Source organism: Sphingobacterium sp. PCS056 (assembly GCF_023273895.1).
Classification (GTDB): domain Bacteria; phylum Bacteroidota; class Bacteroidia; order Sphingobacteriales; family Sphingobacteriaceae; genus Sphingobacterium.
Genome location: NZ_CP096883.1, coordinates 2,279,474 through 2,301,448 on the forward strand (window position 1 = coordinate 2,279,474; position 21,975 = coordinate 2,301,448).

The 21,975-nt window shown below is 36.4% G+C and carries 20 protein-coding genes; 7 read left to right on the top strand and 13 right to left on the bottom strand.

What is annotated here, in order from left to right; all coding sequences use genetic code 11:
• Positions 1 to 70: 70 nt before the first annotated feature.
• Positions 71 to 655 carry a C40 family peptidase gene (locus tag MUB18_RS09435; protein ID WP_045753017.1) on the bottom strand — a complete coding sequence of 195 codons (585 nt, stop codon included), beginning with the start codon at positions 653 to 655 and terminating at the stop codon, positions 71 to 73.
• A 529-nt stretch (positions 656 to 1,184) separates the two neighbouring features.
• Between MUB18_RS09435 and thrA the strand changes: the two genes are divergently transcribed.
• The 5 genes from thrA to MUB18_RS09460 all read left to right on the top strand — a co-directional run bounded on the left by thrA (position 1,185) and on the right by MUB18_RS09460 (position 8,546).
• Positions 1,185 to 3,632, top strand: coding sequence for a bifunctional aspartate kinase/homoserine dehydrogenase I (thrA, locus tag MUB18_RS09440; RefSeq protein WP_045753016.1), 2,448 nt, complete (start codon positions 1,185 to 1,187; stop codon positions 3,630 to 3,632).
• Positions 3,633 to 3,686: 54 nt separating this feature from the next.
• Positions 3,687 to 4,667: a homoserine kinase gene (locus MUB18_RS09445; protein WP_248755726.1), complete on the top strand. Its 981-nt coding sequence runs from the start codon at positions 3,687 to 3,689 to the stop codon at positions 4,665 to 4,667.
• A 7-nt stretch (positions 4,668 to 4,674) separates the two neighbouring features.
• Positions 4,675 to 5,982 (top strand): threonine synthase, encoded by a 1,308-nt coding sequence (gene thrC / locus MUB18_RS09450; protein ID WP_248755727.1) that lies wholly within the window; start codon positions 4,675 to 4,677, stop codon positions 5,980 to 5,982.
• 128 nt (positions 5,983 to 6,110) lie between these two features.
• Positions 6,111 to 7,298, top strand: a complete 1,188-nt coding sequence (locus MUB18_RS09455) for a class I SAM-dependent rRNA methyltransferase (RefSeq protein WP_248755728.1) — start codon at positions 6,111 to 6,113, stop codon at positions 7,296 to 7,298.
• Between the two features lie 45 nt (positions 7,299 to 7,343).
• Complete coding sequence (locus MUB18_RS09460; RefSeq protein WP_045753012.1) at positions 7,344 to 8,546, top strand: MFS transporter; 1,203 nt, start codon at positions 7,344 to 7,346, stop codon at positions 8,544 to 8,546.
• Positions 8,547 to 8,597: 51 nt separating this feature from the next.
• On the opposite strand, the gene MUB18_RS09465 is transcribed toward MUB18_RS09460, so the two are convergent.
• From MUB18_RS09465 to MUB18_RS09510, 10 genes are all read right to left on the bottom strand, one after another.
• A complete protein-coding gene (locus tag MUB18_RS09465; RefSeq protein WP_045753011.1) occupies positions 8,598 to 9,359 on the bottom strand; it encodes an SGNH/GDSL hydrolase family protein in 762 nt (253 codons plus the stop codon).
• Between the two features lie 37 nt (positions 9,360 to 9,396).
• Positions 9,397 to 10,584, bottom strand: a complete 1,188-nt coding sequence (locus MUB18_RS09470) for an aspartate aminotransferase family protein (RefSeq protein WP_248755729.1) — start codon at positions 10,582 to 10,584, stop codon at positions 9,397 to 9,399.
• A gap of 56 nt (positions 10,585 to 10,640) precedes the next feature.
• On the bottom strand, positions 10,641 to 11,045 hold the full coding sequence (locus MUB18_RS09475) for a hypothetical protein (RefSeq protein ID WP_228115940.1): 405 nt from the start codon (positions 11,043 to 11,045) through the stop codon (positions 10,641 to 10,643).
• A 23-nt stretch (positions 11,046 to 11,068) separates the two neighbouring features.
• Positions 11,069 to 11,902 carry a hypothetical protein gene (locus MUB18_RS09480; protein ID WP_248755730.1) on the bottom strand — a complete coding sequence of 278 codons (834 nt, stop codon included), beginning with the start codon at positions 11,900 to 11,902 and terminating at the stop codon, positions 11,069 to 11,071.
• Between the two features lie 34 nt (positions 11,903 to 11,936).
• On the bottom strand, positions 11,937 to 12,482 hold the full coding sequence (locus MUB18_RS09485) for an RNA polymerase sigma factor (RefSeq protein ID WP_094771427.1): 546 nt from the start codon (positions 12,480 to 12,482) through the stop codon (positions 11,937 to 11,939).
• 25 nt (positions 12,483 to 12,507) lie between these two features.
• Positions 12,508 to 13,461 carry a transketolase family protein gene (locus tag MUB18_RS09490; protein ID WP_045753007.1) on the bottom strand — a complete coding sequence of 318 codons (954 nt, stop codon included), beginning with the start codon at positions 13,459 to 13,461 and terminating at the stop codon, positions 12,508 to 12,510.
• A gap of 114 nt (positions 13,462 to 13,575) precedes the next feature.
• Positions 13,576 to 14,424: a transketolase gene (locus MUB18_RS09495; protein ID WP_021192485.1), complete on the bottom strand. Its 849-nt coding sequence runs from the start codon at positions 14,422 to 14,424 to the stop codon at positions 13,576 to 13,578.
• Between the two features lie 363 nt (positions 14,425 to 14,787).
• Entirely contained in the window at positions 14,788 to 15,342 is a 555-nt protein-coding gene (locus MUB18_RS09500) for a NifU family protein (RefSeq protein WP_045753006.1), read from the bottom strand.
• Between the two features lie 74 nt (positions 15,343 to 15,416).
• The gene (purB, locus tag MUB18_RS09505) at positions 15,417 to 16,766 is read right to left on the bottom strand and encodes an adenylosuccinate lyase (protein ID WP_045753005.1); all 1,350 of its coding nucleotides are present in this window, start codon (positions 16,764 to 16,766) and stop codon (positions 15,417 to 15,419) included.
• Positions 16,767 to 16,892: 126 nt separating this feature from the next.
• Complete coding sequence (locus MUB18_RS09510; protein ID WP_094771375.1) at positions 16,893 to 17,111, bottom strand: hypothetical protein; 219 nt, start codon at positions 17,109 to 17,111, stop codon at positions 16,893 to 16,895.
• A 124-nt stretch (positions 17,112 to 17,235) separates the two neighbouring features.
• Between MUB18_RS09510 and MUB18_RS09515 the strand changes: the two genes are divergently transcribed.
• Both MUB18_RS09515 and MUB18_RS09520 read left to right on the top strand, forming a co-directional pair.
• Complete coding sequence (locus tag MUB18_RS09515; protein WP_248755731.1) at positions 17,236 to 17,499, top strand: hypothetical protein; 264 nt, start codon at positions 17,236 to 17,238, stop codon at positions 17,497 to 17,499.
• A 222-nt stretch (positions 17,500 to 17,721) separates the two neighbouring features.
• Complete coding sequence (locus MUB18_RS09520) at positions 17,722 to 19,071, top strand: acyl-CoA dehydrogenase family protein (RefSeq protein WP_248755732.1); 1,350 nt, start codon at positions 17,722 to 17,724, stop codon at positions 19,069 to 19,071.
• Positions 19,072 to 19,463: 392 nt separating this feature from the next.
• Here the strand turns inward: MUB18_RS09520 and MUB18_RS09525 are convergent, their stop codons facing one another.
• Both MUB18_RS09525 and MUB18_RS09530 read right to left on the bottom strand, forming a co-directional pair.
• Positions 19,464 to 20,282: a ZIP family metal transporter gene (locus MUB18_RS09525; protein ID WP_094771377.1), complete on the bottom strand. Its 819-nt coding sequence runs from the start codon at positions 20,280 to 20,282 to the stop codon at positions 19,464 to 19,466.
• 340 nt (positions 20,283 to 20,622) lie between these two features.
• Positions 20,623 to 21,816, bottom strand: a complete 1,194-nt coding sequence (locus MUB18_RS09530; protein WP_094771428.1) for a dicarboxylate/amino acid:cation symporter — start codon at positions 21,814 to 21,816, stop codon at positions 20,623 to 20,625.
• Positions 21,817 to 21,975: the final 159 nt, after the last annotated feature.

Below are 21,975 nucleotides of genomic sequence, written 5' to 3' on the forward strand. Positions count from 1 at the left end.
AAAATCTTTGCAAAAAAAAGTCCGAATGTCAATACATTCGGACTCGTTATCGTGGCGTGAAAAAATCAAATTAATTGAATTTATCTGCTTTTTCACCATTTAATATCTCAGCAGTAAGTGATTTGTTATCATCAGGTAATCTACCACCATCATAATAATAACGTCTCCAATATGCTTCTCCTAAGTTGCTAATCATAACACCTTTGCTTGAAGAAGCATGGGCAAATTTATTATCACCAATATAAACCCCAACGTGCGTAATACTTTTACTTCTGATCTTAAAGAACACCAAATCACCAGCTTTTAAATCATCTTTCTTTACTGGTTTTATTTGAGAATATTGGTTACGACTATTATAGCCTAAAGTTGTATTAAAAACTTTATCGTACAATTCAAAAGAGAATTTTGAACAATCGATACCTCTTTTGGAGTCACCTCCTAAGCGGTAAGGAGTTCCTAACCATTCATAAACAAATTGATATAATTTTGTGTTTGTAGTTGCTGAAACCGCAACACCCATGATTTGGGAGAAGTATTCTTTAGCGAGATTGTCCGGGTCTGATTCCGGTTTAGATTGGGTTTTGGTTGATTGTGCCTGCGACACTAGACATAAGCCTATAAATAGCATTGAAGCTAATATTTTCTTTGTTTTCATTAAATCGCTTTTATGTACAACTTTAACTTATTCTTTTATTATTAGATGTTAACTATTTTGGACATCACTGTTGCGAATATAATACAACTCATCTTACTTTGCAAAAAATATGACAAGTATTTAACGAAGTTTTAACGTTTTTAACACTTTTTTTATTGAAACGCAATTTATCGAGGCAGAATAAATTGTAAGCATCCAACGACAGGTATATGTGTATTATAAAAATTACATGTAGTACTTAATAATATGTTATTTATATATAAGATGAGCTTTTCTTAAGAAATATCAAAAAAAACATTAATTTATTTTGATACTTGATAAATAATCCCTTATATTTACGAAAGTAAAATAAAAAAGAATGAAAACGACTACAATTATTACATCGATTATTATTACCACCGGGATAAAACTTAGGAGGAGGTAGTTTCGTTGTATAGAAATGTAGACAAGATATTTCGCAAACGCCTTCCTCTCTGAGTGAAGGCGTTTTTTTTTATGCTTTAAAACAAACAACTAAACAGTATACATTATGAAAATTTTAAAATTTGGAGGAACGTCGGTAGGCTCTGCAGATAGCATCAAAGCAGTACTTCGTATTGTGAAGAAATCGTATGATTCCGGGGAACAACCGTTGGTAGTTTTATCGGCCATGTCGGGAGTCACAAATTTATTATGTAAAATGGCCGTAGATGCTTCTGAAGGAAAATCATTTCATGAAGATTTAGCATTAATCGAAACCAAGCACTTTGAGGTGATCAAGAAATTAATCACAGTTAAATATCAAAATCCAGTATTCACGAAACTAAAATTATTTTTCAATGAAATTGAAGAGTTATTGCAGGGGATCTATGCGCTAAGGGAGCTGAGCGAACAAAGTAAGGATTTGATCGTCAGTTATGGCGAACGTTGTTCGACTTTTATGGTATCTAAGATTTCGGAACAAGATTTAGCGGCATCACTATTTGTCGATGCATCGCATTATATTAAAACCGATTCTCATTTTGGACATGCACATGTCAATGACCAGTTGACAGAGCAACTTGTTAAATCTTTGTATCTAACAAATAGCGATAAACTCATGTTTGTAACTGGGTTTATAGCATCTAATGAGAACGGACGAATGACAACTTTAGGTAGAGGTGGGTCAGATTATACAGCTGCAATCTTTGGTTCTATTTTAAATGCAACAGCGATCGAAATATGGACAGATGTAAATGGTATGCTGACAGCGGATCCACGTATTGTTAAAAAAGCATTTTCATTGCCCGTTCTATCCTATACAGAGGCTATGGAGTTGTCCTATTTTGGTGCTAAGGTCATCTATCCGCCCACTATGATTCCTGCTTTTCTAAAGAAAATACCAATTGTTATCCGCAATACTTTTGAACCTGATTTTGCAGGTACTTTTATTCAATTTGAAAGTGGTAAAACAACTTTACCAATAAAAGGTATCTCTTCGATCGAAGAAATATCTGTTATCAATCTTACGGGTTCGGGTATGATTGGTAAATCTGGATTTAGTGGTCGATTATTTACTTTATTAGCGCGAGAGCAGATCAATGTGGTTTTGATTACGCAGTCTTCGTCTGAGCACAGTATTACTTTTGCAGTCAATCCTGAGGATGCATTACGCGCCAAGAGTTTGATCGAGAATGAGTTTGAATTGGAAATACAAGTTAATAAACTCATCCAACCAGAGATCGAAAACAATTTATCTGTTTTAGCCATAGTAGGTGAGAATATGAAAAAAACTCCAGGAATGTCTGGTCGGTTATTTTCCTCTTTGGGAAGAAATGGGATCAATGTACGTGCTATAGCTCAGGGATCTTCGGAGTATAATATATCTGTTATTATTTCAAAGAGTGATTTATCAAAAGCACTGAATGCTGTGCATGATGCCTTTTTTGCGGAACTTAAAAAAACGCTTTATGTGTTTAATTTGGGAACAGGAAATATTGGTTCTACTTTATTTAAGCAATTGGAGAGTCAATATGATTTCTTGTTGAGTAAAAACGATCTTGAGATCAAGGTTGTCGGTATTTCAAATAGCAAGAAAATGTTGTTTAAACTAGATGGTGTTGATTTAGCAAATTGGGATACGGAACTAATGGAGCAAGGGGAAGATGCTGACCTAGCCGTTTTTGTAGAACGTATGAAAGGCTTTAATCTTCCAAATTGTGTATTTATAGATAATACAGCAAGTCGATTGCCTTCTACTTATTACGAGGGAATTTTTCAATCTAATATTTCGATCGTGACGTGTAATAAAATTGCTAATTCTGGAAAGTACGAACAATATAAAACACTACGTGAAACTGCCCATAAGCATGGTGTGGACTTCTTTTATGAAACCAATGTTGGTGCTGGTCTGCCTATCGTGCGTGTTTTGAAAGACCTGATGTTAAGTGGTGACCGTATCGTTAAAATCGAAGCTATTCTTTCTGGAACGATCTCTTATATCTTTAATAATTTTAAAGACGATGTATCTTTTTATGATGTGGTAAAACAAGCACAAGATTTGGGTTATACGGAGCCAGACCCTCGTGACGATTTAGGTGGAGTCGATTTTATGCGTAAAATGTTGATTTTAGCGCGTGACGCAGGTTATACCATCGAAGCGGAGGATGTCAATTTAGGCGCCATATTGCCTGAGGCATGTTTGAAAGCAGATTCAGTAGAATCTTTCTATGAAGAACTTAAAAATGAGAACAGTTATTTTGAGGCCTTAAAAGAAAAGGCTCGTCTTGAAAATAAAGTGATCCGTTATATCGGGAAATTGGAAGATGGAGTTGTGTCTATTTCTGTACAGATCGTTGATGACAAGCATCCTTTCTATGCCCTGTCGGGAAGTGATAATATTATCTCGTTCACCACAGAGCGTTACAAAGAAAGACCATTGGTGGTTAAAGGACCTGGTGCCGGTGCTGAAGTAACAGCTGCAGGAGTATTTGCAGATTTAGTAAATGTAGGCGCTTAATCAAAAGTTTCACAGACCTGTTATTGCTTTGGATAACAGTCATAAAAATTAAATATGAAAACTTCTCTATCGAAGAAAAAGATAAATCTGGATAATATGTTGGATCACGTTCATGTTTTCGCTCCAGCAACCGTAGCGAATATGATTTGTGGTTTTGATATTTTGGGGTTCGCTTTAGATGAACCAGGAGATGAAGTAATCATGCGGAGAAAAAGTACTGCAGGTGTTGTCATCACTAAAATTACGGGTGATGACGGTCGTCTTCCTCTGGATGCAGACAAAAATACAGTGTCTGCATGTGTACAGTTTCTACTGCAGCATCTGGAGTTACATGATGAGGTGGGAGTGGAAATAGAACTGCATAAACATATGCCTATAGGATCAGGTTTGGGATCAAGTGCGGCAAGTACCGTTGCAGGTCTATTTGCTATTAATAAAATGTTGGGTGATCCACTTTCAAAAGAAGAACTATTGCCTTTTTGTGTGGAAGGCGAACGACTGGCATGTGGACATGGTCATGCGGATAATGTAGCGCCTTCGTTATTTGGTGGCATTACATTGATCAGAGGACATGACCCATTGGATCTAATTCCTTTACCTGTACCAGAAGAACTTGTTGCTGCTGTGGTGTTTCCGCAGGTTGATGTTCCCACACGCGATGCGCGTCAACTGATTAAAGAAAAGGTGCTGTTAAAAGATGCCGTCATCCAATGGGGAAATATTGCAGGACTAATAGCAGGATTGTTTAAAAATGATTATGATCTCATATCGCGAAGTATGCAGGATGTACTCATCGAGCCAACACGAGCGATCTTGATCCCCCAGTTTTATGAGATCAAGCAAATTGCATTAGAAAATGGTGCGTTGAGTTTTGGAATATCGGGTTCTGGACCTTCAGTTGTAGCTATTACACGAGATAAGGAGGTTGCTAAGCAGATTGTTGATCAGATTAAAGCGCATCTCTCCGAATCAGAAATTGAAAGTTATGGTTATGTATCGGGTGTAAATGTTGATGGCCCTAAAGTATTAAATTAAGATTATTATGAAATTTTACAGTACCAATAATAAAGCATTACGTGTTTCTTTCAAAGAAGCAGTTTTTAATTCATTGCCTGCCGATAAAGGACTTTATATGCCTGAGGCCATTCCTCAACTGGATCCTTATTTTATAAAAAATATACAGCAATATTCGCTGCAGGAAATTGCATTTACAGTAGCGCAGGCTTTTATTGAAGATGATATTCCTGCAGATGTGTTGAGGGATATTATCGCGGATGCTATTAATTTTGAAGCACCTGTCAAGTTTTTGAGCCCAGATACTGCGGTATTAGAACTATTTCACGGTCCTTCGTACGCCTTTAAAGATTTTGGAGCTCGGTTTATGAGTCGTGTAATGGCTTATTTTTCGGGTGCAGATGATGCTTTATTGGATGTTCTGGTCGCGACATCTGGAGATACGGGTGGAGCCGTTGCGTTAGGTTTCTTGGGGGTAGCAGGTACACGTGTCACCATCTTATATCCAAAAGGTAAGGTTTCTGAAATTCAGGAATTACAGTTGACCACCAATGGACAGAATATAAGAGCCATTGAAATTGATGGAACGTTTGATGATTGTCAAGCATTGGTTAAACGTGCTTTCAACGATCCGGAGCTTAATGAACATCTGAGATTAACTTCCGCTAATTCCATTAATATCGCACGTTTGATCCCACAGACATTTTACTATTTTTATGCTTATGCACAGTTGAAGGCACAGGGTTCAGATCGAGTTGTCTTTACGGTTCCAAGTGGTAACTTTGGTAATATCGGTGCCGGGTTATTGGCTTTCAAGATGGGTCTTCCGGTCGAGCAGTTTGTTGCTGCTACCAATGCGAACGATACCGTGCCCCGTTTTATTAAATCTGGAAAATATGAACCCAAGCCATCTGTACAAACATTAGCCAATGCTATGGATGTTGGTGATCCTAGTAATTGGGTTCGTATTCAAGATTTATTTGATAATAATCTCGATGACTTAAAGAGCATGATCACTACTTATACCTATACGGATAAGGAAACTAAGGCTGCTATGGAACAGTTACATCATACTTATCATTATGTTGCTTGCCCACATACCGCTATTGCTTGGTTAGGTTCACAAGCCTACCGCGGCGAACATCCAGGTTCTTATGGATCGGTGTTTTTATCCACAGCGCATCCTTGTAAATTTCCGGATGCTATTTCTGAGCAGGTATTCAGTAAAATTAAATTGCCTGTAGGGGTAGAACAGTTACACAACAAATCTAAAGTTGTAGAAGCTTTTTCTGCTGATTATGCTGTTTTTAAGAATTACTTAATTACGCATAAATAATTGAAAAGGCCCATTGAGATGGGCCTTTTCAATTCTCATGCTCTTTGTGATGAATTTGGATTTAATTTTCTGATAAATTTAATTAGCAAGATGTTTCAAATAACTTGAAAACCTGTACTTTTGTTGCGATGAAAAAAATTATTCTGAATAAGGGGAAAGATAAGGCAGCTTGGCAACTTCATCCTTGGGTGTTTTCTGGTGCAATAAAACGGATAGATGGGACACCCGATAATGGGGATGTTGTTACTGTTTTTAATGCAGAAAATGAGTTTATTGCTTTCGGACTTTTTCACGATTCATCTCGTGTAGCTGTTCGTTTATTAGAATGGCACCCTGATCAGCAAATCAACGAACAATGGTGGAGAAAGCGTATTCAAAAAGCTGTAGACGCACGCCGCCATTTATTAATTGAGGGAAAGAATGATACGGCAAGGTTGATCTTTGCTGAAGCAGATTTTGTGCCGGGATTGATTGTCGATAAGTATGCTGATTTTATTTCAATACAGGTGCATGCAGCTGGTATTGAAAAAATCAAGGATGTGGTTATAGATGAACTTAATACATTATTAAGTCCTAAGGGAATATATGAGCGTTCAGATCTGAAGTCGCGTGAACATGAGGGATTGCCCGATACAAATGGTTTACTTTTTGGTGAACTCCCTCCTGAATTTGTAGAAATTATTGAAAATGGTATCCGTTATCAGGTCAATATTATTGATGGCCAAAAATCAGGTTTTTATTGTGACCAACGAGAGAATAGGGCGTTAACAGCTCAATATGTGAAAGGTAAAAAGGTCTTGGATTGCTTTTGTTATTCAGGAGGTTTTACGTTAAATGCTTTCCATGAAGGTGCGGCAAGTGTTACATCTGTAGACAGCTCTGCTTTAGCGATTGAAACGTTAAGACGCAATATACTGTTAAATGGCTATAGTGAAGAGAACCATATGGCGATCCAGTCGGATGTGAATAAGCAATTGAAAGTTTTTGCTGAAGAGCATCAAAAATTTGATGTCATTGTCTTAGATCCACCAAAATATGCTCCTTCCAGATCTTCACTGGAACGTGCATCACGTGCATATAAGGATCTTAATCGGAGAGGTTTATTGCTTTTAGAATCAGGAGGCTTATTGGCCACTTTTTCATGTTCTTCAGCCATGGATATCGATACTTTTAAACAAGTATTGGCATGGGCAGCATTGGATGCGGGCAAAGAAATACAATTTATCAGACAATTTCATCAACCAGATGATCATCCGGTGAGAGCATCATTCCCAGAAGGGGAATATTTAAAAGGATTATTAGTAAGAGTTATTTAAAAAAACAAAAGAGGTTTCTAATATGAGGGACCTCTTTTTTACGTTATGGAAGTACAAAATAATAAGATCAGACCTGAGTTTTCTATTTTACTCGCAGTTAGTTTTGCACATTTATTAAATGACTTGATTCAGGGAGTCATTCCATCAGTTTATCCCTTATTGAAAGAAGAACATCAATTAAGTTTTTCACAAATTGGTATGATCACATTTGTGTATCAAATTGCAGCATCGATTTTCCAACCTGTCGTTGGTTCTTTTACCGATAAAAATCCGATTCCTTATTCCCAGATTATCGGTATGACCTTTTCAATTGCGGGTATGGCGCTGTTTGCTTATGCACCTAGCTACGCACTGATTTTATGTGCTGTATTTCTAGTTGGAATAGGATCATCTATCTTTCATCCTGAATCCTCACGTGTGGCCTATATGGCATCAGGAGGTAAACGAAGTATGGCGCAGTCGATTTTTCAGATAGGAGGAAATGCAGGAACAGCATTAGCTCCTATTATTGTTGCTTATTTGGTTTTACCAAAAGGACAATCTTCTATTGCTTGGTTTTGTGCGATTGGGCTTATCGGTCAGGTTGTTTCGTTTTACATTGGAAACTGGTATAGTAGGAGGCTGAAAAATAGAGCCAAAAATGCTTTAAATGCTATCAAAATACCTGATCTCTCGGAAGCCCGAGTGGTGTCAACTGTTATTATATTGATGCTATTAATTATTTCTAAGTATTTTTATATTGCTAGTATTACCAATTACTTTCAGTTTTATACCATGGAAAAGTTCGGTATAACAGAGATTCAAGCACAGGTATATTTATTTTACTTCTTAATTGCTGTCGCAGCTGGCACCTTATTAGGTGGTTTATTTGGCGATCGTTTTGGAAGGAAATACGTCATATGGTTTTCGGTATTGGGAGTAGCACCATTTTCTTTACTGCTGCCTTATGTTGATTATACCATGACAGGGGTTTTAGTTGTGATTATTGGTTTAATTTTGTCTTCTGCTTTTCCTGCCATTATTGTGTATGCACAGGAGTTGTTGCCCAAGAAATTAGGTATGGTATCTGGATTGTTCTATGGTTTTGCTTTTGGTATGGGAGGTTTAGGTTCTGCATTGTTAGGATGGCAGGCCGATCACACATCGATTGAGTTTATTTATCATATCTGTTCTTATTTGCCTTTGATAGGTGTAGTTGCCTATTTCTTGCCCAATCTGCAAAAGACTCCATATAAAGAAGTTTTGTAAATCAGCTTAGAGTTATATAAAATAAATAAAGCGCTCTATAGAGCGCTTTATTTATTTTATAACATCAAGCCAACCCTTGGCCATTAGACTAGCGCCTGCCAATGAAGTATGGACACCGTCTGTTGTCCAATAAGATCCAGAAGCTTTACGCTGTGCTTGATCAAAAATCGATTGGTACGAAATTAGTGCCGCATCAAATTCTTTGGAAATCTCAACACAAGCATTTTGATAAGCTAAGAAGTCTGGATACCAATCGTCAGTAACATGTTTTACATCTTTTACTCCAAATGGTTCTCCAATGATCAATTTCACTTGAGGTAATTTGGATAGTGTTTGTTGCAATAAATCTTGATATTGTTTTTTAAACAATTCAGGTGTATTTGTTGCTCCACTATCTTTTGTTCTCCAAAAATCATTCACCCCAATCAAGATACTTAAAATAGTAGGTTGAAGATCGATGGTATCTTGCTGCCATCTATTTTGCAAGTCAGGTACTCGGTTGCCACTGATACCGCGATTGTATATTTTTAGATTTTTGTCCGCATATTTTTCAAGCAGACTTGCAGCAGCAAGATTGACATAACCTGATCCTAGGGCACCATTATCATTCACATTTTTATTGTTTCGATCTCGACCATTATCGGTGATCGAGTCTCCCTGAAATAGGATAATATCGTTCTGATTTATAGTAATCTTTTTTGATTTCTTTAAACTGGTCATACTTTCAGCCTGAGCAGAAAACAAATTAGCGTTCGTTAATAAGGTGGCGCCAACAATACTTTTGGTAATAAATGATCTCCTATTAGTTTTCATATTTGGTTATACGTTGATAGCTTAAATATAAAAAAAACTAACCATACTTTTCAATACCGTCAAGGATAATTTTACATGCCTTCTCAATTTCTTCGTTTGAAATGGTCAAAGGGGGAGCGACGCGCAACGCTGTTTCACAGTGTAGATACCAATCAATCATGATTCCTTGTTGTGCACAATAATTGCTGACATTATATACTTGTTCAAAGTTTTCAAGCTGCAGGCACATCATCAATCCTTTACCTCTAATTTCTTTAATTTTAGGATGTTGCAGGAGGTTTCTAAATAATTGTTCCTTTTCAGCTACTTGTTCCACTAATTGATCTTCTAGGATTACTTCTAAAGAAGCTTTTGCTGCAGCACAACTTACGGGGTGTCCACCAAAGGTCGTAATATGGCCCAGCATAGGATTATCTTTGATCACATCCATCACCTGCTTAGCTGCTACAAATGCACCTAGTGGCATGCCACCGCCAATACCTTTGGCAAGCATTAAAATATCAGGAACTATACCATAGTGTTCAAAAGCAAATAATCTGCCGGTTCTACCAAAGCCAGTTTGGATTTCATCGAATACCAGTAATGCTCCTGTTTCATCGCATCGTTTACGTAAAGCCTGCATATAGGCAACATCTGGTACACGTACTCCAGCTTCTCCTTGAATGGCTTCAATAATGACTGCGGCCGTTTTATCTGTAATATGCGCTAGGTCTGCGATATCATTGAAAGTTATGAATTCAATCTCCGGAAGTAGCGGTGCATAAGCCGTATGGTATTCTTCATTACCGATAAGACTTAAGGCTCCTTGTGTACTACCATGGTACGCTTTTTTTGCAGCGATAATTTGTCTTCTACCTGTAAAACGCTTTGCGACCTTCATGCTTCCTTCAACAGCTTCAGCTCCTGAATTTGTAAAATATACGGATTCAAAGTGTTTTGGAAGAACGGCTAATAAATCGCTTGCAAATTCAACTTGTGGGGCTTGTACAAATTCACCATATACAGTCACATGTAGGTACTTCTCCAGTTGTTGTTGGATCGCTTGGATTACCTTAGGATTTCTATGTCCAATATTACTGACATTGAAACCAGACACCAAGTCCATATATTCTTCACCATTGGGTCCATATAAATAAACTCCTTCTGCTTTAGCTATTTCAATCATTCTAGGTGAATTAGATGTCTGAGCGGTATTGAGAAGAAAAAGTTGGCGGTTATTTAGCATCTTATGATTTGTTTAAAAAAAAGAAGAAGTCTTTTGGACTTCTTCTCATATGCGTATTAATTATTGTTTTTTCGATTATTGAGAGATTTGATCAAATATTCTCGGAACTCCTGCTCTACTTGAAAAAATTGAGAGGATCGCGAAGTTCCAATAACTTTAGAAAATTTCTCACGGTAATTTTTCTTGATCTCCAATTCTTTGGCATCATAAGCGATGACATCTCGAGACCCTCCTCTTAGATTATTTCGGGAAGGACTGTTTCCCGTTTTAGCTTTTTTAACGCTCCACATCTCCTTGGAGTATTCATTATAAATAGGAAAAAAATCTTGAGCTTCTTTGCGTGATAAATTTAGCTCTCTTGTAATAAAAGCAATTTTTTCATTTTCAATGATTTGAAAACGTTCATTGTCCTGTGCATAAGTTGTTGATAAACCTATGATACAGAAACAAAATATGATCATTATATTCTTAATTTTCGACATCATTATAACGTATATTTAAGATAATCCTCAATATCTTCGTCCTTAACTTTACTATTTGTTCCTACTATATCTTCATCGTCGATATATTTAGCAACATAGAGCAGATCGTCACTATTTCCTGTTTGTGCCAAGTAATTAATAATTTCCTGATCAGAAACATGACTCAGGTTTTTTTGTTCATCTTGAACGTTGTTATTTTGTATTCCAAAGTAACCACCTATACTTAAAACGGCTGCCAGAGATGCAGCTACCGCATATTTGTTCCAAGAAATTTTTCTTTTGATAGAACGAACAGTAGAAGTCTCAACAGGAATATCTAAATCCAAATCTGCACGAATCGTTTTAGTAATTGTAGCATTTAATGCTTCAAAATAACCCTTAGGAGCTTCAAAGCCATCTGTAGAAACGATTTGCCTTAAATTGTCCGTAGTTATTTTAGCGGATAGTTGATCATTGAATTCATTGAAATATAAAGACGGGGTTACAAATCCATCTTGAGTTACTTTCGATTTTAAATTATCTTCCGCTACTTTTATTAATATATCATTTTGTAAAGAAGAAAAGTAATGATCTGGATGACTAAAACCATCGGTTTTAACCTGATCTTTTAATTTTTCTTCAGATACTTTACTTAAGATATTTTGTTGAAGTTTTTCAAAATAGCCAACAGGTACATCGAGATTTTTTTTCTGTAATGATTCCAATTTGGCCTGGGAGATTAGAGACTCATGGAGATCTTTAAAGTATCCTTCAGGCACATCAAAAGGATTTACACGTAGTGAATCGGGTAGATTATTGGCTTCCATTCCCTCATGATATGTGTTATTTTCCTTCATAGTAAATCATTAGAGTATCTTAATCAAAAAAGGTTTAATCGTTGTTATGAAAAAAAGCTTCTATTTTTTTTACTGCTAAATGATACGATGCTTTTAAGGCACCGACACTTGTTCCTAATACTTGTGAGATCTCATCATATTTCATATCATCGAAGTATTTCATGTTGAAAACAAGTTTTTGCTTTTCTGGTAATGTTAATAAAGCTTGTTGCAATTTCATTTGTGCTTTATCACCACTAAAGTAACTACCACTTGATAAAGAGTCAGCTAAATAAGCAGAACTATCGTCATCCAACGATACGTTCTGCTTCAGTTTTTTCTTATTCAAGAATGTGATACATTCATTGGTTGCGATGCGGTAAAGCCATGTATACAATTGGGAATCCTCTCTGAAGTTTGCCAAATTGCGCCATACTTTGATAAATATGTCTTGTACAACATCATCCGCATCATCATGATCAATGACCATTCTTCTCACATGCCAATATATTTTTTGCTGATATTTAGTCAGCAGATGATTAAATGCTTCTTCACGCGTACTTTCGTTAGCAAATTTTGAAATAATTAAAGCATCTTCCATATAGTGACGTTGTGATCGTTGTTTTTTATTTTCTATTAATAACACGTTGTGCAGCCGCAACAATTGCAGCAGCATTCAAACCATATTTTTCCATTAATTGAGCGGGAGTACCTGATTCACCGAAGCTATCATCAACTGCAACAAATTCTTGTGGACTTGGTAAGTTTTTCGCTAATACTTGAGCAACACTGTCACCCAAACCGCCTAAACGATTGTGTTCTTCAGCAGTTACTACACATTTTGTTTTAGCAACAGATTTTAAGATCGCCTCTTCATCCAATGGTTTGATCGTGTGGATGTTGATGATCTCAGCATCAATGCCCAATTCTGCTAATTGCTCACCAGCTTGGATTGCTTCCCATACCAAATGACCTGTAGCGATAATCGTTACGTCAGTTCCTTCATTTAATGTTACCGCTTTTCCGATTACAAATTCTTGATCAGCAGGGGTAAAGTTAGGAACAACAGGACGTCCAAAACGTAAGTAAACAGGACCTTCAAATTTTGCAGCAGCAATTGTTGCAGCTTTAGTTTGATTGAAATCACAAGGATTGATCACTGTCATGCCTGGTAACATTTTCATCAAACCGATATCTTCTAATATTTGGTGAGTAGCACCATCTTCACCCAATGTTAATCCAGCGTGTGAAGCAGCTATTTTAACATTTTTGTCTGAATATGCAATAGATTGACGAATTTGATCGTAAACGCGACCCGTCGAGAAGTTGGCAAATGTACCTGTAAAAGGAATTTTACCACCAATTGTCAAACCAGCAGCAATTCCCATCATGTTTGCTTCAGCAATACCAATTTGGAAAAAACGCTCTGGGAATTCATTTATAAAATCGTTCATTTTTAATGAACCGATTAAATCAGCACATAAAGCAACAACATTTTCGTTTTGTTTACCTGCTTCTAATAATCCAGCACCAAATCCTGAACGGGTATCTTTTGATTCTGTGAAAGTATATTTTTTCATTTTTTACTAGTATGGAGTAGTTAGTATGGAATAGGTAGTATATAGATTTTTTTTAATGACGTTTGATGGTCAATTTCTAAATACTAATGTCTTAAATACTAATATCTAATATAATTAATAATCGCCCAAAGTTTCTGTTAACTGACCTAAAGCCGAAGCCAATTGATCATTGTTTGGAGCAACACCGTGCCATTTGTGAGATCCCATCATGAAATCAACACCATTACCCATTTCAGTATGTAATAATATAATAACCGGTTTACCTTTACCTGTATGCGATTTCGCTTCTTCAAGTCCAGCAACTACAGAGGTCATATCATTACCTTTTGCTACTTCTAGTACATCCCATCCAAAAGCTTCCCATTTCGCGCGAAGATCGCCTAATGAAAGAACTTGATCTGTAGAACCATCAATTTGAGCACGATTATAATCAACCGCTGCAATCAGATTGTCTACTTTATTATGAGGAGCATACATTGCTGCTTCCCAAACTTGACCTTCTTGCAATTCACCATCACCCATTAAAACATACACTAAATTTGTGTCTTTGTTTAATTTTTTAGCTTGAGCAGCACCAATTGCAGCAGAAAGTCCCTGACCTAAAGATCCAGAAGCAATACGAATTCCAGGAAGACCTTCGTGAGTAGTCGGGTGTCCTTGAAGACGAGAATTGATTTTTCTGAAAGTAGCTAATTCGCTTACTTCAAAGTATCCTGCACGTGCAAGTGTACTGTAGAAAACGGGCGAAATGTGACCATTTGATAAGAAAAATAAATCTTCACCGATGCCATCCATATCAAAAGATGGATTACGTTTCATTGCATTGAAATAAAGAGCAACTAAGTAGTCCGTACAACCTAATGATCCACCTGGGTGGCCAGATTGACAAGCATGTACCATGCGTACGATGTCACGTCTTACTTGTGATGCAATTTGTTCTAGTTTATTGATATCTGCACTCATTTTAATATATTGATTTCACAATTAGCCGTAAAGTTAGTCATTTTTAACAGAGTAGGGGTTATAAATTGTAAATTTTAAGGATAAAATAGCTATTCAAATAACGTCTTCTGGATCCCTATAAGAACAACATATATTTTTTTTGAAAACATGGCATTAAAAAGTCTTCCAAAAAAAATGTCCATGGAATAACTTTGATTGGGATTTGCTTGATTTCTTCCTCCATATGATTTCTTTTGTTCATATCCGAGCCCAATATATGGCGGTTAAAATTAGCGCAAGGGAGAGGTGTCCAAAGGTATTTTCAATCCATAAAAAAAGCCGTTCACAAGATGGAACGGCTTTATATTTGATATCGTTTTATACTTACATCGATTCAGCAACAACTTCTTCAACTTCTGGCACCATACGTTTTAATAAACCTTCTATACCAGATTTTAAGGTGATACTTGAAGAAGGGCAACCACTACATGATCCCCGCAGCTCTACTGTCACAATACCACTATCAAATGATTTGTATGCAATAGCACCACCATCTTGCTCTACTGCAGGACGTACATAATCATGCAATACCTGTTGGATCTTGATTTCGATATCCGACCCTTCAAAAGTAACATCCTCTGTATGTTCGATTGGTTTTACAGCAAGTTCAGATTCTATAGCACCTTTTATGAAGTCTTTTAATAGCGCTTCGATATCAGTCCACTCAGCATCATCACTCTTCGTGATGGTCACAAAATTACTTGCGAAAAATACGCCGTTTACAAAGTTAAATTTAAATAATTCCTTTGCGAAAGCAGATTCTTGTGCTTTATCCTTATCCGGATAATCCAAACTACCGTTGATCAACAATTTATTGACCAAAAATTTCATCGTAGATGGATTCGGAGTGGATTCTGTATATACGTTAATTGTTGCCATATTAATCAGTGTCTATTTCAAAAAACAAATATAAGCTAAATATCAGGTGATGTTAGTCATTAAAGCGTAAAAGCTTACAGACTTACACCGGTATAGTTAGCAGGGCTGATTGATTTTAATTCTGCCTTTACTTGGTCTGTCACCTTTAAGTTGTCCACAAATTCGGCTATAGTAACTTCCGTTACGTGCGTATTGGTACGTGTCAGATCTTTTAAAGCCTCGTAAGGTTTTGGATATCCTTCTCTTCTCAACACTGTTTGTATCGCTTCAGCAACGACAGCCCAATTGTTATTAAGATCCGCCTGTAGCGCAGTTTCATTTAAAATCAATTTGCGTAGACCTCGTAATGTAGATTTTATTGCTATTAACGTATGCGCAAATGGAACACCAATATTACGTAATACGGTTGAGTCTGTTAAATCACGTTGTAAACGAGAGATCGGCAATTTTGCAGCTAAATGTTCAAATAGTGCATTTGCAATCCCTAAGTTTCCTTCAGCATTTTCGAAATCAATAGGATTGACTTTATGCGGCATCGCTGAAGATCCTATTTGACCAGCTGTAATTTTTTGCTTAAAATACTCCATGGATACATAGGTCCAGATATCGCGACACAAGTCGATCAGAATTGTATTAATACGTTTGAAAGCATCACAACTTGCAGCAAAGTTATCATAATGTTCAATTTGAGTGGTTGTTTGCGAACGGCTCAAACCAAGTGATTCATTGACAAATTTATTTCCAAAAGCGACCCAGTCTGTTTGTGGATATGCGACATGGTGCGCATTAAAATTACCCGTTGCTCCACCAAATTTGGCCGAGTAAGGCACTGCTTTCAGTTGTTCAAACTGACGTTCAATACGTTCTACAAAAACTTTAATTTCTTTACCCAAGCGCGTTGGGGAAGCGGGTTGACCATGCGTACGTGCCAACATGGATACGTTTGACCAATCTGTAGACAATTGTGTTAATTCTTGAATCAATTCTTCAATCGCAGGTGTGTAAACATGTGCAATAGCATCTTTCCATGAATATGGGATTGCTGTGTTATTGATATCTTGTGAAGTTAATCCAAAGTGGATAAATTCCAAAGAATCATGCAATCCTAATTTTTCAAATTTATCTTTCAAGAAGTATTCAACTGCTTTTACATCATGGTTAGTTACTTTTTCAGTATTTTTAATCCAAGTTGCATCTTCTTCTGTAAAATTTCTATAAAGGTCACGTAATTTTTCATTTAACGAGCCATCAAAATGACTTAATTGTTCAATTCCTGATTCAGAAAGTGCGATGAAATATTCAACTTCTACTAAAACTCGATATTTGATTAAGGCAAATTCTGAAAAATAAGCCCCTAATTCTTGAGTTGCGTTATGATAACGACCGTCTACTGGAGATACGGCGGTAAGTGATGATAAGGCCATAATACGTTTTTGTTTGTGCAAAGGTAAAAAAATGAGGGGAGCTTATCAATTTAAATCAGAGGTATATAACAAAAAAAAGCTCCAACAAGTGGAGCTTTTAATATTTTTAAAATCAGTTCCCTGAAATTAGTGAGCAGCTTTTGCTGAATCAATAGCAACTTTAGCTGAATCAACTACAGTTTTAGCTGAATCGATAGCTGTGTTAGCTGAATCAATAACAGTGTTAGCTGAATCAATAGCTAATGAATCAGAAGTAGTTTCTGATTTGTTAGCAGTACCATTACAAGAAGCGAAAGCTACAGTTAAAGCTAATCCTAAGAAAGCGAATTTGAATGAATTTTTCATTTTGATGTTATTAAATTTTATTAAATTTTTTTATTCATAGGTTTATACCTTAAATATGAAAAGGTAACCCATTTATTTTTATTTTTTTTAAAAGAAAGCTTACATCACTAAAATGTAAGCTTTTATGTTGTCAACAGTACTAAATTATTTTTTAGTAACAGCAGAATCAACTTTCGCAGCAGCAGAATCAACTTTTGCAGCAGCAGAGTCAACTTTGTTAGCAGCTGAATCTAATACAGTAGCAGCAGAATCAACTAAAGCAGCAGCTGAATCAGCAGAAGCGTTAGTTTTAGTTTCAGCACCACCACAAGAAGCGAAAGCTACAGTTAAAGCTAATCCTAAGAAAGCGAATTTGAATGAATTTTTCATTTTGATTTTTCTAAATTAATTGAAACAAAATTGTTATTTAAACATTAATACTTAGAATGATAAAAGGTAACCTTCAAAATGGATTATTTTTTTATTAAATATTTATACGTTGATTATCAGTTATTTATATTTTATGTTTTTTGTAATTTATCTGTTGATTTTCTGTTGAAAGAACTTTTTATTTTAAATACCGTATATTGAAGAGACAAATTGTTGACAGTTAATTTTAAAGAAGGAGACTATGTTTGATAAAATGAAAAATATTTTAGACCTCTTGAAGGTCGTTGATTTAGAAAAACTGAACGAAATTTCTCAAAAAATTGATTTAGGTCAGGTATTGAATGCGGTATCCAAGATGGACGATCATCAGTTGAGGGGAGCGATGAAGCTGCTAACCGCATCCGGTAAGAAAAAAGATTTGCCTCCTATTAACGGAGATTTCTATCATATTGAAGATAAGTTATCTACTGAAGACAAGATCATCCAACTGAAAGTGCGTGATTTTATGGAGAAAGAAATCAGCCCTATTGTTAATAATTATTGGTTAAGAGATGAGTTTCCGTTTGAAATTATTGAAAAGTTTGCGGCATTAAATATTTGCGGATATACCTATGAGGGCTATGGTTGTGCAGGCGGGAGCTCTTTGATGGAGGGAGTGATCGCTGCAGAGATCGCTCGAGTAGATGCATCGATAGCGACATTTTTCGGTGTGCAAAGTGGCTTAGCTATGGGCTCTATTTATATTTGTGGTTCAGAAGCGCAAAAAGAAGAATGGTTGCCGCGTATGCAGCAGATGAAAGTTATTGGTGCTTTTGGTTTAACAGAGCCCGAAGTCGGATCCGGTGCGGCAGGAGGATTGACTTGTACCTGTAAAAAAACCGAATCTGGTTGGGTTTTGAATGGACAAAAGAAGTGGATTGGAAATAGTACTTTTTCAGATATCACCATTATTTGGGCACGAGATCTGGATGATGGACAGGTGAAGGGTTTTATCGTGCGTAAGGAAAATCCAGGTTTTGCCGTAGAAAAGATAAAAGGAAAGATGGCACTGCGAATTGTTCAGAATGGTTTGATTACGTTGACTGATTGTGTGGTACCAGAATCCGACCGATTGCAAAACGCCAATAGTTTCAAAGACACAGCTAAAGTGTTGCAGATGACAAGAGCGGGTGTGGCTTGGATGGCAGTGGGTTGTGCAAGAGGAGCTTATGAAAATGCACTTGATTATACGCGCAAGCGTGAACAATTTGGAAAACCGATTGCCTCATTTCAATTGATTCAAAACCATTTGGTCGAAATGCTCTCTAATTTAACGGCAATGCAAACCTTAGTTTATCGCTTATCTGAAATGCAAGATAAAGGTGATTTAAAAGATGAACATGCTTCTCTAGCTAAAGTTTTTTGTTCATTAAGAACACGAGATATTGTATCCAAAGCACGAGAAGTAATGGGCGGAAATGGAATTTTATTAGAATATAATGTTGCTCGATTTTTGGCCGATGCCGAAGCAATATATTCTTATGAAGGAACAAAAGAAATTAATTCTCTAATTGTAGGGCGAAGCATAACGGGTTTCAGTGCATTTGTCTAACACATTATTTATGAAATAAAACTTAAAATAATTTTAGTGTTTTTGTGATTGCTGAAAGTTTGCTAGGTATAATTGAATTGTAAAATTTGTCAGTCTGCATTCTTTTATCAAAAAATAGAAATGCTGAAAGAAAGTGAGAATCAGGCTGTACACATTTGTTCTTGGATTAGAAATGTTATATGATTGCGTACTTAGGTGATCCTCTGTCAATAAAAAAAGATCAGGCTAATAAGCTCTGATCTTTTTTTGTTGACAGATGTACGATTTAGATAAGGACTCCTTGAATGATGTTCATTTTCTGTAGATCGTGTCGATTTTATTACAAATCTTTAATTAAAAACAAATTTCTGCCTGAAATAATGGTTGGTCATTTCTGTATACGCAGGACATTATTATCCTAAAGCGACATCCAATGTCATCATTAAAATAAATCCTCCAATAAATCCTATTGTTGCAATATCTGAATTTTTATTTTGTTGTGCTTCTGGAATTACTTCTTCTACTACGACAAAAATCATGGCTCCTGCCGCAAATGCCAGTGCGTATGGAAGTATCGGAGTAAAGGTGACTACAGCCATTGCTCCTAAAACACCAGCAATAGGTTCTACGATTGCCGATGCTTGTCCGTAGAAAAAACTTTTACGTCTGCTCAGTCCCATTCTTCTTAAAGGCATAGCGACAGCAATACCTTCTGGGAAATTTTGCAGTCCGATTCCTATTGCCAGTATAACTGCGCCTGCAATTGTCGCTTCTGGAACACCTGCTGCAACACTCCCAAAAAGGACACCCACGGCAAGTCCCTCAGGAATATTGTGAAGTGTAATGGCTAAAATCATTAGCGTCGTTTTCTGCCATGGGGTCTTTACACCCTCTACTTTCTTAAAATTGATATGTAGATGCGGTAAAACCTTGTCTATGCTAAATAGGAATGCGGCACCGATGAGAAATCCAACGACAGCTGGGACAACTTGTATAAAACCTGTTCCCTCACTCATGTCGATCGCCGGTATGAGAAGGCTCCAGACACTTGCAGCTACCATAACCCCGCCCGTAAATCCCAGCATTCCGTCCAGCACATTCTTATTCATTTCTTTAAAAAGAAACACAAAGGCAGCTCCTAAAGCAGTCACTAGCCAAGTAAACAATGTTGCATACAAAGCTGCTAAAATCGGGTCGATGCTTTCAAGGTAGGAGATAATTGATTCAATCATAGTATATGCTAATTCTTTATTTTATCCATCTTAAGATCTATTCGTTTATGGGTGCAACAGCGCTTTAACAAGGCGAAAATCTATTGATTTTGCTTGACATTTTAGTTTAACTGTGTTTTAAAACTTCAAGCTTAAAAATATAATAAGTCCGAGATGGTATTTAACAAAAGTAATAAGTTAGATTGAACTAACAAATATATTTCTAACATTTTTGTTAGTTTGTGCTAATAATAATTAATTCAGCTATTATTAGCATGCAATTGCATTACCTTTAGAGGTCTCATTGTGTTGAATTGATTTTTAAAATATCCATGTCCCACGTTTTGACCGAGTTGCTTTTTTAAGCAGCTGCTTCCTGTGCTTGGTCTATTTTTCCTTTTTTAAAGATGGCATTTAATACAATTGCTATTGCGCCGTCTCCAGTTACGTTGCAGGCAGTACCGAAACTATCCATGGCGATGTATAAAGCTATCATTAAAGCTTGATTTTCAGCATTGAATCCAAGCATACTGCCGATAATGCCTATAGCCGCCATAATGGCTCCACCTGGTACACCTGGAGCTGCAATCATCGTGACCCCCAGCATACAGATAAATCCCATCATTTGTACAAAATCTATAGGAATGCCTTGCATCATCATGAGTGCAAGTACACATGCAACTATTTTTAGTGTGCTACCCGCAAGATGTATTGTCGCGCATAAAGGGATACTGAAATTGGCAATATCCTCATCAACACCTAGTTTTTTTGCTTGTTTTAGCGTTACGGGAATCGTTGCTGCGGAAGATTGTGTTCCTAAGGCAGTGAAATAAGCAGGTAGCATACCGATCAATAATTTGAATGGATTTTGTTTAGAAGCTATACCTGCTATGATAAATTGAATGACAAGTAAAAGAATATGAATGACGAATATAATACCGATGATTTTAATAAAGACATGTAATATCGTGAATACTTTACCGGTATAAGTCATATCGTAAAAAATACCAAGAATAAAAAAGGGGAGTAGTGGTATGATCATTTTTTCAATGATAAAACTGATCACTTTTTCAAAATCAATAAATACTTTTTCTAATGCCGAGTTTTCCAATTTTGATAAACCGATGCCAATACAGAATGCAAGCACCAATGCAGACATGACATCAAATAGCGGTGGAAATTCAATGGTAAAATATGGGCTAAGTGTTTTCGTGCTTTCGGTAATGAGCTCGGTATTGATCTGATTTTGGAGCAAAGATGGAAATATGCTCATACTGACTGTGTATGAAAAAAGTCCGGCAAATAACGTAGATCCGTATGCGATCAGTACAGTCGTTAGTAATAGTTTTCCTGCAGTTTTTCCAAGTTGGGCAATTGATGGGATAATTAATCCAACGATAATCAATGGGATCAAAAATTTCAAAAATTGGTCAAAGAGAAAGTTATATGTTGTCAATATGCGCCCTAATGATTCAGGAAGATAGAGCCCTAGTAGAATTCCAGAAATAATAGCAATGATTACTTTAAAAAGAAGATTCTCCGTAATTTTTTTCATTTGATTCATAATTATATATTCATTTATCCCGTTTTCCTGTTGTAGAAATCAAAGGCGAAGTCACGAAAATAAGAATTTATAATTGAAAAGGTTGCTATTCTTTTTGGAATGAGTGGTCGGTATTGGTTGCTTTTATAGGGTTAAAATGAAATCCTTCAA

Coding starts and splice junctions, on each gene's coding strand:
- MUB18_RS09435 (WP_045753017.1), bottom strand. CDS start 655: ATGAAAACAAAGAAAATATTAGCTTCAATGCTATTTATAGGCTTATGT.
- thrA (WP_045753016.1), top strand. CDS start 1,185: ATGAAAATTTTAAAATTTGGAGGAACGTCGGTAGGCTCTGCAGATAGC.
- MUB18_RS09445 (WP_248755726.1), top strand. CDS start 3,687: ATGAAAACTTCTCTATCGAAGAAAAAGATAAATCTGGATAATATGTTG.
- thrC (WP_248755727.1), top strand. CDS start 4,675: ATGAAATTTTACAGTACCAATAATAAAGCATTACGTGTTTCTTTCAAA.
- MUB18_RS09455 (WP_248755728.1), top strand. CDS start 6,111: ATGAAAAAAATTATTCTGAATAAGGGGAAAGATAAGGCAGCTTGGCAA.
- MUB18_RS09460 (WP_045753012.1), top strand. CDS start 7,344: ATGGAAGTACAAAATAATAAGATCAGACCTGAGTTTTCTATTTTACTC.
- MUB18_RS09465 (WP_045753011.1), bottom strand. CDS start 9,359: ATGAAAACTAATAGGAGATCATTTATTACCAAAAGTATTGTTGGCGCC.
- MUB18_RS09470 (WP_248755729.1), bottom strand. CDS start 10,584: ATGCTAAATAACCGCCAACTTTTTCTTCTCAATACCGCTCAGACATCT.
- MUB18_RS09475 (WP_228115940.1), bottom strand. CDS start 11,045: ATGATCATATTTTGTTTCTGTATCATAGGTTTATCAACAACTTATGCA.
- MUB18_RS09480 (WP_248755730.1), bottom strand. CDS start 11,902: ATGAAGGAAAATAACACATATCATGAGGGAATGGAAGCCAATAATCTA.
- MUB18_RS09485 (WP_094771427.1), bottom strand. CDS start 12,482: ATGGAAGATGCTTTAATTATTTCAAAATTTGCTAACGAAAGTACGCGT.
- MUB18_RS09490 (WP_045753007.1), bottom strand. CDS start 13,461: ATGAAAAAATATACTTTCACAGAATCAAAAGATACCCGTTCAGGATTT.
- MUB18_RS09495 (WP_021192485.1), bottom strand. CDS start 14,424: ATGAGTGCAGATATCAATAAACTAGAACAAATTGCATCACAAGTAAGA.
- MUB18_RS09500 (WP_045753006.1), bottom strand. CDS start 15,342: ATGGCAACAATTAACGTATATACAGAATCCACTCCGAATCCATCTACG.
- purB (WP_045753005.1), bottom strand. CDS start 16,766: ATGGCCTTATCATCACTTACCGCCGTATCTCCAGTAGACGGTCGTTAT.
- MUB18_RS09510 (WP_094771375.1), bottom strand. CDS start 17,111: ATGAAAAATTCATTCAAATTCGCTTTCTTAGGATTAGCTTTAACTGTA.
- MUB18_RS09515 (WP_248755731.1), top strand. CDS start 17,236: ATGTTGTCAACAGTACTAAATTATTTTTTAGTAACAGCAGAATCAACT.
- MUB18_RS09520 (WP_248755732.1), top strand. CDS start 17,722: ATGTTTGATAAAATGAAAAATATTTTAGACCTCTTGAAGGTCGTTGAT.
- MUB18_RS09525 (WP_094771377.1), bottom strand. CDS start 20,282: ATGATTGAATCAATTATCTCCTACCTTGAAAGCATCGACCCGATTTTA.
- MUB18_RS09530 (WP_094771428.1), bottom strand. CDS start 21,816: ATGAAAAAAATTACGGAGAATCTTCTTTTTAAAGTAATCATTGCTATT.